The organism is Evansella tamaricis (genome assembly GCF_019042215.1).
Classification (GTDB): Bacteria; Bacillota; Bacilli; order Bacillales; family Salisediminibacteriaceae; genus Evansella; species Evansella tamaricis.
In genome coordinates this window covers 26,463-44,831 of the sequence record NZ_JAHQCS010000122.1, presented here as the reverse complement: position 1 = coordinate 44,831, position 18,369 = coordinate 26,463, and the positions used below count along the sequence as shown (strand labels likewise).

Annotated in this window: 15 protein-coding genes; 12 read left to right on the top strand and 3 right to left on the bottom strand. The window is 38.1% G+C overall.

Annotated elements, in window-relative coordinates; translation table 11 throughout:
• Window positions 1–326 precede the first annotated feature (326 nt).
• A complete protein-coding gene (locus tag KS419_RS15715) occupies window positions 327–1,616 on the bottom strand; it encodes an acyl-CoA thioester hydrolase/BAAT C-terminal domain-containing protein (RefSeq protein ID WP_217067348.1) in 1,290 nt (429 codons plus the stop codon).
• 589 nt (window positions 1,617–2,205) lie between these two features.
• On the opposite strand from KS419_RS15715, the gene KS419_RS15710 reads away from it, so the two are divergent.
• On the top strand, window positions 2,206–2,763 hold the full coding sequence (locus KS419_RS15710; RefSeq protein WP_217067347.1) for a DUF5366 family protein: 558 nt from the start codon (window positions 2,206–2,208) through the stop codon (window positions 2,761–2,763).
• Here the strand turns inward: KS419_RS15710 and KS419_RS15705 are convergent.
• Window positions 2,760–4,637, bottom strand: coding sequence for a transglycosylase domain-containing protein (locus KS419_RS15705; RefSeq protein WP_217067346.1), 1,878 nt, complete (start codon window positions 4,635–4,637; stop codon window positions 2,760–2,762). The genes KS419_RS15710 and KS419_RS15705 overlap by 4 nt on opposite strands.
• A 209-nt stretch (window positions 4,638–4,846) precedes the next feature.
• Between KS419_RS15705 and KS419_RS15700 the strand changes: the two genes are divergently transcribed.
• From KS419_RS15700 to typA, 8 genes are all read left to right on the top strand, one after another.
• Window positions 4,847–6,742 carry a PrkA family serine protein kinase gene (locus tag KS419_RS15700; protein ID WP_217067345.1) on the top strand — a complete coding sequence of 632 codons (1,896 nt, stop codon included), beginning with the start codon at window positions 4,847–4,849 and terminating at the stop codon, window positions 6,740–6,742.
• Window positions 6,743–7,066: 324 nt separating this feature from the next.
• Window positions 7,067–7,663, top strand: a complete 597-nt coding sequence (gene lepB, locus KS419_RS15695; protein ID WP_246594206.1) for a signal peptidase I — start codon at window positions 7,067–7,069, stop codon at window positions 7,661–7,663.
• Between the two features lie 148 nt (window positions 7,664–7,811).
• The gene (locus KS419_RS25280) at window positions 7,812–7,934 is read left to right on the top strand and encodes a hypothetical protein (protein ID WP_281419824.1); all 123 of its coding nucleotides are present in this window, start codon (window positions 7,812–7,814) and stop codon (window positions 7,932–7,934) included.
• Window positions 7,935–8,180: 246 nt separating this feature from the next.
• Window positions 8,181–9,350 carry a sporulation protein YhbH gene (gene yhbH, locus KS419_RS15690; protein WP_217067344.1) on the top strand — a complete coding sequence of 390 codons (1,170 nt, stop codon included), beginning with the start codon at window positions 8,181–8,183 and terminating at the stop codon, window positions 9,348–9,350.
• Between the two features lie 529 nt (window positions 9,351–9,879).
• Window positions 9,880–12,219 (top strand): RNA polymerase recycling motor HelD, encoded by a 2,340-nt coding sequence (gene helD, locus KS419_RS15685; RefSeq protein WP_343215080.1) that lies wholly within the window; start codon window positions 9,880–9,882, stop codon window positions 12,217–12,219.
• Window positions 12,220–12,290: 71 nt separating this feature from the next.
• Window positions 12,291–13,355, top strand: coding sequence for a M42 family metallopeptidase (locus KS419_RS15680; protein ID WP_217067343.1), 1,065 nt, complete (start codon window positions 12,291–12,293; stop codon window positions 13,353–13,355).
• A gap of 82 nt (window positions 13,356–13,437) precedes the next feature.
• Window positions 13,438–13,593 (top strand): DUF1540 domain-containing protein, encoded by a 156-nt coding sequence (locus tag KS419_RS15675; protein ID WP_217067342.1) that lies wholly within the window; start codon window positions 13,438–13,440, stop codon window positions 13,591–13,593.
• A gap of 645 nt (window positions 13,594–14,238) precedes the next feature.
• Window positions 14,239–16,077: a translational GTPase TypA gene (typA, locus tag KS419_RS15670; RefSeq protein WP_217067341.1), complete on the top strand. Its 1,839-nt coding sequence runs from the start codon at window positions 14,239–14,241 to the stop codon at window positions 16,075–16,077.
• Between the two features lie 61 nt (window positions 16,078–16,138).
• On the opposite strand, the gene KS419_RS15665 is transcribed toward typA, so the two are convergent.
• A complete protein-coding gene (locus KS419_RS15665; protein WP_217067340.1) occupies window positions 16,139–16,375 on the bottom strand; it encodes a hypothetical protein in 237 nt (78 codons plus the stop codon).
• Between the two features lie 207 nt (window positions 16,376–16,582).
• Here KS419_RS15665 and KS419_RS15660 point away from each other — a divergent pair, with 207 nt between their 5' ends.
• The 3 genes from KS419_RS15660 (at window position 16,583) to sfsA (ending at window position 18,358) form a co-directional block, all read left to right on the top strand.
• On the top strand, window positions 16,583–16,897 hold the full coding sequence (locus KS419_RS15660) for a YbjQ family protein (protein WP_217067339.1): 315 nt from the start codon (window positions 16,583–16,585) through the stop codon (window positions 16,895–16,897).
• A gap of 152 nt (window positions 16,898–17,049) precedes the next feature.
• Window positions 17,050–17,616: a hypothetical protein gene (locus tag KS419_RS15655; RefSeq protein ID WP_217067338.1), complete on the top strand. Its 567-nt coding sequence runs from the start codon at window positions 17,050–17,052 to the stop codon at window positions 17,614–17,616.
• 31 nt (window positions 17,617–17,647) lie between these two features.
• Window positions 17,648–18,358 (top strand): DNA/RNA nuclease SfsA, encoded by a 711-nt coding sequence (gene sfsA / locus KS419_RS15650; protein ID WP_217067337.1) that lies wholly within the window; start codon window positions 17,648–17,650, stop codon window positions 18,356–18,358.
• Window positions 18,359–18,369 lie beyond the last annotated feature (11 nt).

The window sequence follows — 18,369 nt, the reverse complement described above, 5'->3', positions numbered from 1 at the left end:
GAGCGACGAGCGGAGCCATTGCCATATAAATAAATGGAACTGAAAAAGTGGTTTTAAACTTTTTCAGTTGCTTCTTAAACACTGCGGGGCACTTCAGAAGTGACAACCGAAGTCAAAGAACGGACTTCTGTTGTCATTCCTCCACTGCCCTACGCTCGTGACCAAGGCGCTTGCGCTTTTCTTATTGTCTAGCTCCACCGCCTACTCGCTGCGGGACACTTCGGAAGTGACAACCGAAGTCAAAGAGCGGACTTCTGTTGTCATTCCTCCACTGCCCTACGCTCGTGACCAAGGCGCTTGCGCTTTTCTTATTTTCTCAAATTCTTTTAACTGCTGGTTTTAAATGGATAAACTTCTGTTGGTAATTCTACTGGTGGAAAATGATAATTTAAGAAATCTATTGTTTCGTTCCAGGCCTGCTCTCCAGAAATGGCATTGTCCAATGGGTTTCCTCCAATGGCATACAGTTCCTCCATGTTTTGCGTTGCAGGTAAGAAAGGCAAAATAAAGAGATGCCCGGCATTTTTATATTTGCTATGATTCACACTATAGTTGAAATTCTTTTTCTTCAGCCTGTTTACGATCTTTTCCGCCATTAACGCAGAAGGCCAAAATGCATCCTCCTCGCCACTAAGTAGTAAGATAGGACCTTGGATATTTTCCACTTTAATGATGGCATCTTCTTTACCTTTCCGTTCATATTTCGCAAGACTGTTATTATACATTGTTGTCAGGGAAGGCTCCGTTTTTTTAACTTTTGCTACAAGTTTGTTGAGGACTCGGCCAAAGGTAAATGTAAATGGAACATAAGGTATGGATTTTCCATTTTCTGTCCAGGAAGAACTGGAGTTTTTCTTGTTCAGGCCTTCGAACACGTGACTTGCAGGAGAATATGCCACAACTCCTCTAATGCCTTTATTCTTACTTGCTGCTAGAAGTGCCAGTTCTGCTCCCTTAGAGATACCAAGCAGAATAATGTTTTTCCCATCGGTTGAATCATGGTTTTTTAACCAATCCATGGCATGATTAACTTTTTCGATTGGGACATTAGATAGTCCTGTGGTTCCTTTATATGTCTCGAAGTAAGGTAGAGTAAAAGCACCATAGCCTTGAGAAGCAAGAAGGGCAGCAATATCGTTTCGTTTCTTTCCATTTGGTCCCCCTAAGATTAAGATTGTGGGGAGTTTTGCTTGCCCTTTTGTATAAAAGTAACTGCCTTCAAAATGTTCTGTTGATACATTGACTTGTGAGACATGATCTTCCTTGAACAGACGTGTAACTGTCCTTGATTCTGTTCGATTACTTTCCACTGCTTCCATATCAATATGAAAGTGAATAGGGTCAGTTACATCAGAGGACTGAAAAGGTACTGCGCTGCTATTGTCTCTAGGTTTTAAGTTCCAAATTAACGTTGAAAACTCATTTTTTCCATGATTAGTGATGGAGAGTTTTCCGTTTGCATCCGCATTCGTGTTTATCTCAGATGACCAGATTCCCATGCTCGGGTGTTCCATTTTGAGCTTGACGATAATCTGTTCCTTTGGTTTTAGTCCGTCCATATGCATTTGTAATGGTTCGTCCACACGACCTATGTCAGGGTATAAAAAACATTTCATTTGCTCCATCCCACCTCATTACTTATTTCCATATATCCTTATTCGGACAGGCTAAAAAAAAGTATTTATTTTTGCAATTTGAGGCGATTTATTTTATTTAATTGGTAAAAACGGCAAAAAAAAGACATTAATCAAATGGGGGAATGGGGTGAAAAATGTCTTCCTTCTTCCGTTCTGAACAGCAAATTTGCTTAAGAAATAAAAGAAAAACCCGGACAGAAAAATTAATTTTCATGTCCGGGGTGTGCGTGGTCAATCATAATCATGAGTGTGTTTCTTATTAATTTTTGTGTGGGTTGTCATCGTACCCCGCAGTAAGAATTGCAACTAAAAATGCAACACAAACACCTAATATTAAGAAAGTTCCCATAACAATGCCCCCCTAATCGTTCTCTACAAATCAATATACCATGTTTAAATGAAGTTGAAAAGAAAATCGTACAGATTGTACCCATGAATCTGTCTTTCAAATCAATATTTCCTGTCGTATAATTATAGAATGATCTACGGAGTATCAATTATGTACTATTTATGGACGTATAAAAAGGATTGCTGTTATTAATTTATAGGAAGCAGTGGGAGAACCTCTATGAGAAACGCTTATTTAACAAGTCACTTTCCTTTAATCTCCATCATTTTATTTAGTTTATCTTTCGCCATTTACAGTGAACAAATTATTATAATATACCTGAAAAATATTGGCCTGTATGGCGGAATGATTGAGTTCTTTTCGGAGAGGGGTATCCAACTGACTCTCTTGTTTTTATTGTGGTTATTTTTCTTTATGCTCTTCTCAGCATTAAAACTTATTGCGGACACCATTAACGAGTTGTCCCTCCTGTTTTTTTCAAAAGATCAGGAAGGGACAGACTTAAAGAATGTTCGTGGTGGTGCTTGGATTTTTTTAATTGGAAGTCTCTGTTCAATCGCCGCAACGGTTCATATTTATTTTTTACTTGGCATATTTGCGGCTTGTTGTTTGTTATATTTTATCTTTTTTGTGTATAAGATTGGGGAATCCTTAACATCCCTAAGTCTGATAGGAATGATCTTTTTCCATGTGTTTTTTTGGTTTTCCTTCGGATTGGCGATCATCTATGCTTTATTAAAGTTATATAATAGCCTAATTGCTAGTTTACCTGTCTAATTTTTCCCGAGGATGTTGGACATAAATGTTCGCCAAATAGTCAAATGAAGGCGTTCATTATTAGCGGACGTAATTGGTTGGGGTGTATCCATTCCAAGCCAAATCCCAGCAGTATATTGATCTGTCACCCCGATAAACCACAGGTCATGAATAGCATTTGTAGTACCTGTTTTCCCTCCGAGATAGCCAGTAGTGGAAAAATGTGCGTGTCGTCCAGTTCCTTCAGTGGTAACCCGGCTCATCATTTTCCTGACTTCCCTGTTTGTCTCTTCACTCCAAAGTCGGTTTTCCCCTTTTGGCCATTTATATAACACATTCCCGTTTTTATCTACAACTTGTCTTATTCCTTTCGGAGAGTTGTATTGCCCACCATTGGAAAAAGTCGTATAGGCTTTTGTCATTTCAAGAACGGATACCCCATTGGTCAACCCACCGAGAGCAGCAGGCAAGATTTCATCTTCTGGTACTATTCTTGCAAATTCCAGTTTATTTAAATAGGAAAAGGCGATACTCGGTGTCATTCGATCCATCATCCGTACAGAAGCAGTGTTATAGGAGTGCTTAAAGGCATGTTCTAAGTTTGTCATTCCATAAACAGCCCCTCCATAATTTCTTGGAGAATACCCATCCTTGGTAAAAGGAGACGCATCGATGAGTGCATGTTCATTTGTATTTGTTTCTTCCATGTATGGGGCAAAAACGAGTAAAGGTTTAATCGATGATCCTGGTTGCCGGTAGGCTTGATAACCTCTGTGAAAATCTGCCTTTTTATAATTTACTCCTCCTGTGATTGCAATAACTTCATTGGAGTCATGATCAATAATGACAGCAGCTCCTTGTAAGTTTGTAAATTCTAATTTCTGATTAATGGCATGGACTACTTCCGTTTGAGTTTCAGGATCTAGTGCGGTTTCAATTGTAATACCAGAAGTTAAAAGTGATTGAACCTTTTCCTTTAATTGCTTTTGCAGTTTATCCACTTCTTCTCCTGTATTTGCAGATTTCATTCTTGTGTAATAGCCATCTTGAACACTAACTAACATTTCTAATTCTGAGAAGATGTATGTCACATAGTCTGGGTACAGATCAATTTTTTTAGTTAAGGCTAATTCAATGGGTTCTTCCATTGCGGACTGAAATGTAACATCGTTAATTTTTCCATTCTCTAACATCTTTTGAAGAATCCATTCTTTACGATTATTGGTATTATCAATGCGAGTTAGAGGATTATATTTTTCTGGGTGATTTGGGATGGCACAAAGAAAAGCAGCTTCTGCAACGGTTAAATTCTTTGCCGGTTTATTGAAATAATAACGGCTTGCAGCTTCGATCCCATATACACCATTTTGAAAGTAAATGGCATTTGTATAAAGTTCTAAAATCTTTTCTTTCGACAGCGATCTTTCTAATTGATAAGCGTATAAAATTTCAGTGAGTTTCCTTTCATATGTTTGATTATGTGTTAAATAAAGGTTCCTGACCAGTTGTTGCGTAATTGTACTTCCCCCTTGTTGAAGGGAATCACTGCTTATGTTAATAAAAAGAGCCCTCGAAATCCCTTGTAGATCAAACCCAGGATGCTCATAAAATCTCTGATCTTCCACCGATAAGAGTGCATCAATCACCGCTTGAGGAATTTCATCTAAAGATAGATAGATTCGATTTTCCCCAGGATATAAGTCAGAAATAACATTTCCATTCTGGTCTAAAATATAACTATTTTCTGAAAGAATGGTGTTTTTCATTTCAACATTTTTATCTAATACGTCATTTATAGATTGTAGAGAGGAAAACTCTTTTGTAGTTTCGATAAAAAGGTAGCTAAAAATAGCTAGAAAAAAAAGTATCAGTATTAATCCTAAAAATGTTCGCATGTTGTCACTTCTCTTCCCCATTGTTATTCTTTATTTTACAGAATTATGTCGAAAAATGGGAAGGTTTTTATTGGAGAGTAATGATATCAATGATTTGTCATTCCTAATTTTGTATTAGGATAAACGGAAAGCATCTTCTTCTAGGTCAATGCATAAGATGAACCATGGGATGTCTAATAGTATTGACTGGTGCCTGAGAGGAGGAGATCATGGATATTTTAAATAAGATTCAGCGACACCGGGAGGAAGAAGGACGCCTGAAATGGGAAGGGACATTCGCAGAGTATTTGGAAGTTCTGCGTGAGCGACCAGAGGTAGCCCAAACTGCTCACTCCCGAATTTATAACATGATAAAAGACGCGGGAGTAGAGGAAAAAGATGGTCGTAAACATTACAAGTTTTTTGAGAATCAGATTTTTGGACTTGAGGAATCCATGGAAAGACTTGTGGAGGAATATTTTCATTCTGCTGCACGTCGATTAGATGTAAAAAAGCGAATTTTACTACTTATGGGACCGGTAAGTGGGGGGAAGTCAACACTTGTGACGATGTTAAAAAGGGGTTTAGAGGAATACTCTCGAACGGATCAAGGGGCAGTGTATGCTATTAAAGGTTGTCCAATGCATGAAGATCCCCTCCATCTGATTCCACATCATATGAGAGATGATTTTTATGAAGAGTATGGTATTCGAATTGAAGGTAATCTATCCCCTTTAAATATGATGAGGCTTGAAAAGGAATATGGAGGAAGAATTGAAGACGTGGAAGTGGAACGGATTTTCTTCTCCGAAGATAGGCGTGTAGGAGTAGGAACCTTTAGCCCGTCTGATCCTAAATCACAAGATATAGCGGATTTAACAGGTAGTATCGACTTTTCAACGATTGCTGAATATGGATCTGAATCAGATCCAAGAGCTTACCGATTTGATGGAGAATTAAATAAAGCTAATCGGGGACTAATGGAGTTTCAGGAGATGTTAAAGTGCGATGAAAAGTTTCTGTGGCATCTTCTATCCCTCTCCCAGGAAGGGAATTTTAAGGCTGGAAGATTCGCTCTAATTTCGGCAGATGAAATGATCGTGGCACATACAAATGAGGCAGAGTACAAGTCATTTATCTCCAACAAGAAAAATGAGGCACTCCATTCCAGAATTATTGTTATGCCAATACCTTATAATCTTAAGGTTTCAGAAGAAGAGCGGATATACGAGAAAATGATTAAAGAAAGTGATATATCCGATGTTCATATTGCACCACATGCTTTAAGAATCGCTGCTATCTTTACTATACTGACAAGATTAAAGGATTCAAAGAAAAACGGCGTGGACATTTTGAAAAAGTTAAAGCTTTATGATGGTCAAAGCGTGGAGGGATTTAACTCCCAGGATGTGGAAGAACTTAAAAAAGAATTTCCAGACGAGGGAATGGAAGGGATCGATCCGAGATATGTGATTAACCGAATTTCCTCTGCTATTATAAGAAAAGAATTAACTGCTATTAACGCACTGGATGTATTACGTTCCATAAAGGATGGTTTAGATCAGCATGCCTCCATCTCCAATGATGATCGGGAGCGTTATTTAAACTTTATTTCCATGGCAAGGAAAGAATACGATGAAATTGCTAAGAAGGAAGTGCAAAAGGCGTTTGTATATTCCTATGAAGAATCAGCAAAAACGCTAATGGACAATTATCTGGACAATGTAGAAGCTTATTGTAATAAAAATAAACTCCGGGATCCACTTACAGGAGAAGAGATGAATCCAGACGAAAAGCTGATGCGATCCATTGAGGAGCAGATAGGTATATCAGAGAATGCAAAAAAAGCATTTCGTGAAGAGATTTTAATTCGTATTTCTGCTTATGCACGAAAAGGGAAACGTTTCGACTATAATTCCCATGAGCGGTTGAGGGAAGCAATACAGAAAAAACTATTTGCAGATTTAAAGGATGTTGTCAAAATCACCACATCCACTAAAACACCAGATGAGAATCAGTTGAAAAAGGTCAATGAAGTAATCGCTAGATTAATAGATGAGTATGGATATAATTCCACTTCGGCAAATGATCTTTTAAGGTATGTTGGTAGTTTATTAAATCGATAAACATACACTTTTTCCACCCTGGTATTGTGCCAGGGTGGTTTTATAATGGGAATCATTCTCAATTAGCTCTATTAATTAATAATAAGTCAATACTTTTTTTAAGTACATGTACCGATTAATTGCCTGTTACATACATATAATGAAAGCATAACATTTTTATCCAAATGCCTAATAGATTATAATTGTTTAAAAGAAGGTAAAAGTGTGAATAATCTAATTATACAATGATGTGTTTTGTTAGGCTGACTTTTTACTCCGAGAGCTAATCAAATTTTGACCTTGCTTAATAAGACCTTTGCGATTCTAAATTGGAGGAGAACGTAAATGGAATATATGCAACAGGTTCAGGAGGAGGACGTTCGAAAAAAAAACCGCTGGAAAAAAGAAATCTGGAGTTGGATTAAAACGGTTGCCATTGTTTTAGTGATGGTAAGCCTTGTGCGGGCATTTCTATTTACAAATTATATCGTTTACGGACAATCAATGATGCCTACCATTCATGATGGGGAAAGGATTATTGTTAATAAAATTGGGTATGAAATAGGGGAACCTAATCGTTTTGACTTGGTTATTTTTCATGCTACAGAAGATACAGATTATATCAAAAGAATTATCGGTATTCCTGGTGATCACATTTTTTATGAGAATGATACGCTTTATTTAAATGGAGAATCTCATGATGAGAATTTTATTAGTAATTTCCGTGATGAACATGAATCTGGAAAGTTTACAGAAGATTTTTCATTAGAGGAGGTCACTGGTTATGATGAGGTTCCGAAGGGCTACGTATTTGTCCTAGGGGACAATCGGCAGAACAGTTTGGATAGTAGACATATCGGTTTTGTGAAAATAGAAGATATTGTGGGGAAGGCCAATTTAACATATTGGCCACCGAAAAATTTTAAGTTTTATCACCATTAAGAAAGCAGAGATATAGCTCTGCTTTTTTTTTGAATAAGTGAAAATTAAGTGAGTTTTTGTACCTTCGGGCAAGTTGTCCAACTCCAGCGACGAGCGTTTACTTCAGTGGTAGCACGCGAGCGATGCTGGCCTTCGAATATGCTTCGAGTTGCCTCGACGGACAGGACGTCCTAATATCGGGCATGCCACAGGACGTGGCGATCTGCCCGATGGACGGATAAACAACGGAGCGATAGCTAGTAGAGGAAGAGGCACTGCCCTACACCCGTGATCTTAGGCGATTGCGCTTTTCTTATTACAGAAATAAGTTTTCTAAAATAGATTATTTTAAAAAATGGATTCGTTATTATCAGATTTTTTTGTCAACTGACACCAATCTTCGCATAGTATAAAGTAAACTCTTTTTTACAGAGAGAGTGGGCATGTTATGAACAGCAGTTTTGTCAAGGTCAGTGTATGTAACATATGAAACCAATGTGCATGGTTATTTTCCGATTTTATGAAGGAGGGGTAAAAGATGAAAGGCAGTGTAGGTAAGAATTTTGTTGTCTCTCAAGATAATTGGTCCCTCCATCGAAAAGGATACCAAGACCAAGAGCGTCATCAGGAAAAAGTAAAAGAGGCTATTAACAAAAATCTCCCGGACCTTGTGAGTGAAGAAAATATTATTATGTCTAATGGTCGAGACCTCATTAAAATTCCCATAAGATCTTTAGATGAATATAAGATTCGTTATAATTATGACAAAAACAAACACGTTGGCCAAGGGAATGGAGATAGTGAGGTTGGTGACGTGGTGGCGCAAGATGGGACCCCTGATAAAAAGGGTGCCGGGAAAGGTGAAGGAGCAGGAGATCAGCCTGGAGAAGATTATTATGAGGCGGAAGTTTCCTTAGCGGAATTGGAAAATCTTCTCTTCCAAGAGCTGGAACTTCCTTATTTAGTACAAAAGGAACAGGACAACATCGTTGTAGAAGATATTGAGTTTAATGATATTCGCAAAAAGGGTTTAATGGGAAACATTGATAAGCGCCGTACTATATTAGAAGCGGTTAAACGAAATGCGATGGAAGGTAGACCGGGAGTTGCACCAATCTATAATGATGATCTCCGTTTTAAAACGTGGGAAGAAAAAATTAAACCTGAATCAAAGGCTGTAGTTCTTGCAATGATGGATACGTCAGGCAGTATGGGACGTTGGGAAAAATTCATGGCTAGAAGCTACTTTTTTTGGATGACGAGGTTTTTACGGACAAAATATGAAACGGTTGATATTGAATTTATCGCTCATCATACAGAAGCGAAAGTTGTATCGGAGGAAGATTTCTTCATGAAAGGGGAAAGTGGAGGTACAATCTGTTCCTCAGCATATCGAAAGGCACTAGAATTGATTGAAGAGAAGTATTCACCTTCTCGATATAATATCTACCCATTTCACTTTTCAGATGGAGATAATTTGACTTCTGACAATCACCGCTGCTTGTCGTTGGTGGAGGAGTTAATGGATCTTTCCAGTATGTTCGGATATGGGGAAGTGAATCAGTATAATAGGCCCTCCACCTTAATGAGTGCGTATAAAAAAATTGAAGATGAACGGTTCCGGCATTATGTATTACGTGAAAAAGCGGATGTGTACCGGGCGTTGAAATGGTTTTTCCAGAAAGAGGAAGAAGCTTTAATTCAATAACTAAACGTTCACAAAACTGTGCGGGACCTGGTCCCGCACAGTTTTGTGAATAGAAAACGGGTGTCCGTAAAATGGACACCCGTTTTTTAAGAGATAAGTATAAGTTTTTGCACCTTCGGGCATTGTCTAGCTCCACCGCCTACTCGCTGCGGGGCACTTCGGAAGTGACAACTGAAGTCAAAGAGCGGACTTCAGTTGTCATTCCTGCACTGCCCTACGCTCGTGAGCCTAGGCGGTTGCGCTTTTCTTATTGTCTAGCTCCACCGCCTACTCGCTGCGGGGCACTTCGGAAGTGACAACTGAAGTCAAAGATCTTACTTCAGGTTGTCATTCCTCCACTGCCCTACGCTCGTGAGCCTAGGCGGTTGCGCTTTTCTTATATATCGTAAATTAAGTTGCAAAGAATAGTTAAACTGTGATAGTATAAAATGTATTTACCTATGATGCATATTAGTGGATATAAATATCCTATTATAATTATACATCAAAGGTTATTCGGTTGTCAAGTTTATTTTAGGAGTGTGATGGTGTGGCTAACAAAGACTGGATCAAAGAGCAACACCGTGTTGATCATGTCATGGACGTAATCAGTCAAAAAATGGAGGATATTTCTGAAAATGTAGGGGGATTGAAGGAAGGCATTATTGAGTTGCGCAAAAATTTCTGGGATGAAATTACTGTGAACTTAGATGATGCCCATGAAGTTGGGGAGACTTTCACTAGTATTAAACAACAAACGGAAATGTTATCGGAGCGAGAAAGAACTCATAAGCATTATTATACTAAATATAAAAACTTATTGAAGTTAAAGGAAAATCCATACTTTGGCCGTGTTGATTTTTCAGAAGAAGGGGTAGGAGAAGTAGAGAAAATTTATGTGGGAATTGCATCCTTAATGGACGAAGAGGAAGAAGAGTTCTTAATCTATGATTGGAGAGCCCCTATCTCTAGTTTGTACTATAATTTTTCTCCGGGGCAAGCAAGTTATGAGGTGCCTGAAGAAACGGTCCGAGGGGAAATGACTCTAAAAAGACAATTTATAATACGTAAAGGAAAGCTAAAGAGTATGTTTGATACCGAAGTAACGATCGGGGATGAAATGCTGCAGGAGGTTCTTGGGAATAATGCTAATACGAGTATGAAAAGTATTGTTGCTACCATTCAAAAGGACCAAAATCAAATTATTCGTAATGAAACGAGCAAGTACTTAATTGTACAGGGTGCGGCTGGAAGTGGTAAGACTTCTGCAGCACTTCAGCGAGTGGCTTATCTTTTGTACAGATATCGTGGAAAAATTAAATCTGACAATATCATGTTATTTTCACCTAACTATATATTTAACAGTTATGTTGCCAATGTATTACCGGAACTAGGGGAAGAAAACATGAAGCAATCTACTTTTTTCGAATATATGACCAGCCGACTAGGAAAAATTTACTCAGTAGAAGACCCCCTTGAACAAATGGAATTTATATATAGTAATGATGTGCGAGACAGCAATTATGATATTCGGATGCAGGCAATTAAATTTAAAGCAAGTAAAGAATTTAAAGAAGTGGTGGATAATTATATAACATTACTTTCAGATAACTATTTACTATTTAAAGACTGTATTTTCAGAGGAGAAATTGTCCTTCCTGCTGATGAAATTCAGAACAAATTTTATTCCCTCGATAAAAATCTGCCGATTCCAAATCGAATGAACTTAGTGGCAGAGTGGCTTTTAATAAAGCTCAAAGAAATGGAGGGAAAGGAATTAAAGAAAGAATGGGTCATGGAGGAAATGGAATTATTAGATAAGGAAGACTATTTAAACGTCTACAAGGAAGTTCAGCATGACCAAGAAGTGGAAGACTCCTTTACTGATTACGAAAAAGAGGAAAAACTTTTAGCGAAGAAGGTTGTTCAAACAAATTTTAAAGGTTTAAAACGTTGGGTGAAGAAACTTCGTTTTTTAAATATGAAATCTATTTATCAACAATTATATGAGAATGTTACTGTTAATAAATCACTAGGAAACAGTATATTACCAGATAAATGGAAAGAAATTAGTCAATTCACAATAGGAAACCTAAACGACAATATAGTATTGTATGAAGATGCTACTCCATTGCTCTACTTAACAGACCGGTTGGAGGGGAGGAAACCGAACACATTTATCCGTCATCTTTTTATTGATGAAGCCCAGGATTATTCTCCATTTCAGTTGGAATATTTTAAGCTTCTTTTCCCGAATAGCAAAATGACGATCTTAGGTGATTTTAATCAAGGGATATATCCCCACTCTATTGAGGTCAGCTCGTTAATTCCTCAAGACTCATTTGAATTGGAATCGGGATCGGTACAAAGGATGACAATAACTCAAAGTTATCGGTCAACAAAGGAGATCGTGAACTTTACAAAAGGTTTCGTCCGAGGCGGAGAATTGATTGAACCTTTTAATCGTTCGGGGGATAAACCAACCATTACGATAGTTTCTGAAGAAGAACTTTTTTATAGAGAAGTTGTGCGTAAAGTAATACTACAAAAGGATAACGGAACAGTTGCGATCATCTGTAAGACAGCAGAACAAAGTGCCAATGCCTATACGGTGTTGAAGGAGAGGCTACCTGATCTACGGTTATTGACAAAAGACTCCACAACATTTCATAAAGGAGTTGTGATCCTGCCGGCCTATCTCGCAAAGGGAATAGAGTTTGATACTGTTGTTATCTATGATGCATCTGACAAACAATATGGACGAGAGATGGACCGGAAACTTTTCTATACGGCTTGTACAAGGGCAATGCATCATTTGCACCTCATTTCATTAAGTGAAAAAAGCAGATTTATAAAGGAGGCAGAAAGGGATACTTACGTCCTCCAATAAATTCACAAAATTGTGCGGGACCAGGTCCCGCACAATTTTGACAACTTCTATATAGAGAGGGGAATAATCATATGTATGAACTACTGAAGACTTTAACATCTCTACATGGCCCATGTGGCTATGAACAACCCGTTTCGAAATGGGTAAAGGAACAAGTGATGGAATTGGTAGATAGTATTGAAGTGGATCCACTTGGGAATGTCATTGCACGAAAAATGGGAGCAAAAAAAGGACCTAAAACAATTATAACTGCACATATGGATGAGATTGGATTTATCGTGAAGAAAGTGGAGGAGAATGGTCTCATTCGTTTTGAAAAGCTAGGGGGGCACGATGATCGCATACTCTTGGCACAAAAAGTGCAAATAAGGACAGAGACTGGATTAATTACAGGAGTCATTGGAACGATCTCTGCCCATTATGCCAAGTTTGATGATGCTGGAAAAGTCAGAAACCATCGACAGCTATACATTGATGTTGGTGCTTCGTCAAAGGAAGATGTGGAAAGACTCGGAATAGATATAGGGAACCCGATTACTTGGGCTCCATCCATGGAATACTTAGGAAATGAAACAACGGGGAGAATCGTTGGGAAGGGATTTGATGACCGGGCTGGAGTTGCCGTATTAATTCAAACCTTAAGGGAATTGAGTGAATTGGAATTTTCAGGCGAGATTATCTGTATTTTTACTGTCCAAGAGGAGGTTGGTTTACGTGGGGCTAAGGTTGCTTCTGAGAACGTGGAAGCAGATGTCGCCATTGCCATTGATACCACTGCTGTCAGTGATACTCTAGAGGAAATGATGGACAAGAGTCTTTTTCTTGGGGCTGGAACTGGAGTAAAGATAATGGATTTCAGTCTTATCGTACATCCCACAGTGAAGGACAGCCTCCTTGTGATCAGTAAGGAAAAAAATATTCCGTTTCAGCATGAAATTTTTCCCGGAATTGGAACGGATGGAGGTGCAGTTAGTCTTGCAAATAAAGGTATCCCTACAGGGGTGTTGTCTATTCCATCCAGGTACGCCCATTCTCCTGTAGAAGTTATTGACATGAAGGACTTAATAGCAACAAAGGATTTATTAAAAGAATTTATCCTTTCATTGGAAGAACAAACAAATTTTAGATTTATTTGAGGCTGGCTGATTAACATAGATGAGTTGTATGATTCCACTTCCTTTTGCGAAAGATATTGTTATAGGGAGGGGGTGTTCTCTGATGGCAGTAGACGTACTATGTGAAGTAAACAACTGTAAATTTTGGGAGCATGGCAACAAATGTGCCGCTGATGCCATTTACGTTGTGAGTCATACAGGTAAACAGGCTGAGTCACAGGAAGAAACAGACTGTAAAACATTTGATCCACATCATTAATAAAAGAAAAGAAAAGGATGGGCAAAAAACTTGCCTATCCTTTTTTTAAAGTTAAAAGTATAAGTTTTTGCACCTTCGGGCATTGTCTAGCTCCAGCGCCTACTCGCTACGGGGCACTTCGGAAGTGACAACCGAAGTCAAAGAGCGAACTTCTGTTGTCATTCCTCCACTGCCCTACGCTCGTGACCAAGGCGCTTGCGCTTTTCATATTGTCTAGCTCCAGCGCCTACTCGCAAGGGAACTGAAAAAGTGGTGCTTTTCCACTTTTACAGTCCCTAAGCCACTTCGGAAGTGACAACCGATGTCAAAGAGCGAACTTCTGTTGTCATTCCTGCACTGCCCTACGCTCATGACCATAGGCGCTTGCGCTTTTCTTATGTTGGAATGATAAGTACCATAAGAGTAAAGTATTTAATTCAGCATCTTTTAGAAAATGGACTATGAAGTTTATATTAATATTAAGAAGGTTAAAATTAACGTAAGAGAAATAGTAAGTTTGTTATAAAGTTTTGGGAACATTATAAACAGGTGTATAAATAAATCGGTATAATTAGATTAACACTAGATCGGTGTTAAAAATAATTCATTTATGTGATATAATAGTGCAGTTGTGAAAAAAGAGCGTGTAAGGAGAGAGATTACAGAATGAAAATTCGTGAAGATATAAGAAATATTGCAATTATTGCACACGTAGACCATGGGAAAACGACATTAGTGGATAAATTACTCCATCAGTCAGGTACGTTTAGGAGTAATGAACAAGTGGCAGAACGTGCAATGGATTCCAATGCCTTGGAGAAAGAACGTGGAATAACAATCCTAGCAAAAAATACAGCTATTAATTATGGAGATAAGCGTATCAATATCATGGATACACCAGGTCACGCCGACTTCGGTGGTGAAGTGGAACGTATTATGAAAATGGTTGATGGCGTATTACTTGTGGTTGATGCCTATGAGGGATGTATGCCGCAGACGAGATTCGTACTTAAGAAAGCGTTAGAGCAAAAACTAACTCCAATAGTAGTGGTGAATAAGATTGATCGTGATTTTGCAAGGCCTGCGGAAGTGGTGGATGAAGTAGTGGATCTTTTCATCGATCTTGGTGCAGACGAAGATCAATTAGACTTCCCAGTTGTTTACGCATCAGCTATTAATGGGACGGCAAGTATGAATGCAGAAAAACAAGATGACAATATGGAAGCACTTTTTGATACGATTGTGGAGAATATTCCTGCACCTGTTGATAATAGTGAGGAAGCTTTACAATTTCAAGTCGCCCTTCTCGATTATAATGATTACCTTGGACGAATTGGTATAGGCCGAGTTTTTCGCGGAACGATGAAAGTTGGAGAACAAATCGCTCTTATGAAATTAGATGGTTCTGTAAAACAGTACAGGGTTACAAAGTTATTTGGATTCTTAGGATTAAAACGAATTGAAATTGAAGAGGCCAAAGCTGGAGACTTAGTCGCTGTATCTGGTATGGAAGAGATTAATGTGGGGGAAACAGTTTGTCCGGTAAATGCCCAAGATCCTTTACCAATTTTACGTATTGACGAGCCAACCTTACAAATGACCTTCTTAGTAAATAACAGTCCTTTTGCAGGTAAAGAGGGAAAATATTTAACGAGTAGAAAGATCGAAGAACGTTTACGTTCTCAGTTAGAAACAGACGTTAGCTTGAGAGTTGAAAACACTGATTCCCCTGACGTGTGGACTGTTTCTGGCCGTGGAGAACTACACTTATCAATTTTAATTGAAAACATGAGACGTGAAGGTTACGAATTACAAGTTTCTAAACCGGAAGTTATTGTAAGAGAGATAGATGGTGTTCGCTGCGAACCAGTAGAGCGAGTTCAAATTGATGTTCCTGAGGAATATACAGGTACTGTCATGGAGTCATTAGGTGCACGAAAAGGCGACCTTCAAAATATGACCAATAATGGTAGTGGTCAAGTGCGATTGGAATTTATGGTTCCTGCTAGAGGACTAATTGGTTATTCTACTGAATTCTTAACTCAAACACGAGGTTATGGAATTATTAACCACACCTTTGACAGTTATCAGCCAATGGTGGAAGGCCAAGTTGGCGGACGTCGTCAAGGAGTTATGGTATCTATGGAAGCTGGTAAAGCCACACAATATGGTATCATGCAAGTGGAAGACCGCGGTACGATTTTTGTGGAACCAGGTGCTGAAATTTATGCTGGAATGATTGTAGGGGAACATACTCGTGAAAATGATATTACTGTAAATATCACGAAGCTAAAACAGATGACAAATATGCGTTCTGCAACGAAAGATCAGACAGTTACAATGAAGAAGCCGAGAATTATGACGTTAGAAGAAGCACTTGAATACTTGAATGATGATGAGTACTGTGAAGTAACTCCAGAATCAATCCGCTTAAGAAAGAAAATTCTTGATAAAAACGAGCGTGAGAGAATCGCAAAGAAAAAGAAATACGCAAATCAAATATAAGAAAAAAGGGAAGTGCACTGAAAAAGTGTACTTCCCTTTTCTTTTTGAATTGTGTCCAAATTTACTCGCCAGTTGTGTTATCATTCTCTGGCTTTTTATTTGAGAAATGACTAACCGCATGATAAATCGAAAATAATATTAAGCATGTCATTAATGATCCCGCCATATATCCAGCATTTGAGAATGCAGGCCTAAACCATTCGCGGTTTCCTCCAACCAAAATACCGACTAAAATAGATACAACAAAGATTCCAAAAACAATATAATGCTCTTTAGTTATATTTTTTAAGATACTCACCATTTAGTACCCCCTTCTATCCGTCTCTATTATGGTTAATTATACTTTTTTTATGAAATCGATGCAATTTTTAATGGATAAAGCCCTAGGGCCCATTAGGAAAAATTTTCTTCTTATTTTTCCAAAAATAACTTATGATATAGGTGAAACCACATCATAGTTAAGTCGTAAATACAGTTAAAGTTAAATAAGAAAGAGGCGATGATAATGATTATGGTAAATACGGAATCAATTGTGGGAGTTGAAATTGAAAAATCATTAGGAGTTGTGTATGGGAATACGGTTCAGGCAAAACATATTGGGAAAGATATTGTAGGGGGATTTAGAAATCTCGTAGGCGGAAAAATGACAGAATATGAAGAGATGTTTAGGGAATCCCGTGATATTGCGGAAAAGGAAATGATTGAAAAGGCAAAAGAGTTAGGTGCAGATGCTATTGTCAATGTCCGTTACACGTCTTCCTCCATCATGCAAGGGTCTTCTGAAGTCATGGTTTATGGAACTGCAGTAAAAATTAAATAAGTTATTTCTTGATAAAAAAGAAGAAGGACAGGGTAATGAATGATATGGCAGAAATGTCATATGATAAGATTTATTCTACCTTCTTTTTTTAATTAATTGAATAAACAAGAACGAGTGATACTAGGGTGGAAAAATGGGGTGTAATCATAATTATGAGCGGATGTAAAAAAAGAAACCAATTTTTAACCATAATTTCGGTTATCTTGTACTCTATTCTAATTACAGGTTGTTTTAATCCCAGTTCAGAAGAATTCTCTGCTCTAGAACATAGTACAATTGTTTCTGATACGGAGGCAGGGGATTTTCTGTTAAGGTTAATCGGAGAGAAAGAGATTTATCGAGAAGGGGAAAAACTGTCTGTTAAAGCTAAGTTAATGTATGTGGGAGAAGAGGAAGAAATGGTGATTACACATGATGGACAGCCATTTTTATTTTACGTTAGGGAAAATAGAAGTGGATTTGAACTGTTGAATGAAAAGGATAAACATGAAGATGATATCACTATAAAACAAGGTGATTGGTTGGAAGTGGAATTGAATGAAGAATATTTAGTGATATTAGATAACCAAGAAAACAATGTGATGGATTTTTCATTCCAAGGAGAGTATTTACCAATAGGGGAATATGAAATAGAGGTACAAACTGATTTTTATACGAACTTAACAGAAGTTCAGCGTCACAATTATAACTCAAGTCTTGTCATACAAATAGTAGAATAAATTCTAACGTTACATAGTTCAGGGAGGGCATATGATTCCATATTCACCTGATTTGATTAAGGCACGATTTATAAATAGACCGAACCGCTTTATTATAAAGTGTGAACTTACGGAAACAAAAGAAGTGGTAGAAGCTCATTTAGCCGATTCCGGGAGACTTTTGGAACTATTGTTACCTGGAAAAATGGTTTTTTTAAGGGCAGTGGATGATCCTAAACGTAAGACTAAGTACTCGGCAGTCATCGTTGAGCGGGAAAACGGGATGGGATGGGTTTCGTTAAATGCGATGTTACCGAACCAATTAGCAGTTATAGCTGTAAAGGAAGGGATGATCTCTAAATTAAAGGACTGGACTTATGTTCGCTCAGAGTATAAGAAAGGCTCATCACGTTGGGATCTGTTATTGTCACATCCAGATGGCCGACAAATGGTTGTGGAGGTAAAGGGAGCAACCTTGATTAAAGATGGCGATGGTTATTTTCCTGACGCCGTCACTAAACGTGGTGCAAAACATGTGAGGGAGTTAGGAGAAATTGCTAAAGAACCTCATTGGGAAGCGGCACTTTTGTTTGTTGCGCAGCGGGATGACATAAAGTCCATAAAACCTGCCGATCACATTGATCCAGACTTTGGGAAAGCTATGAGGGAAGCGGAGAAAGCAGGTGTTAAGTTATTAGGGTGCAGATGCCATGTGGGGTTAGAGGGAATAAAAGTAATCGGTGAAATTGATGTGAGTGTTTAAAAAAATACGTT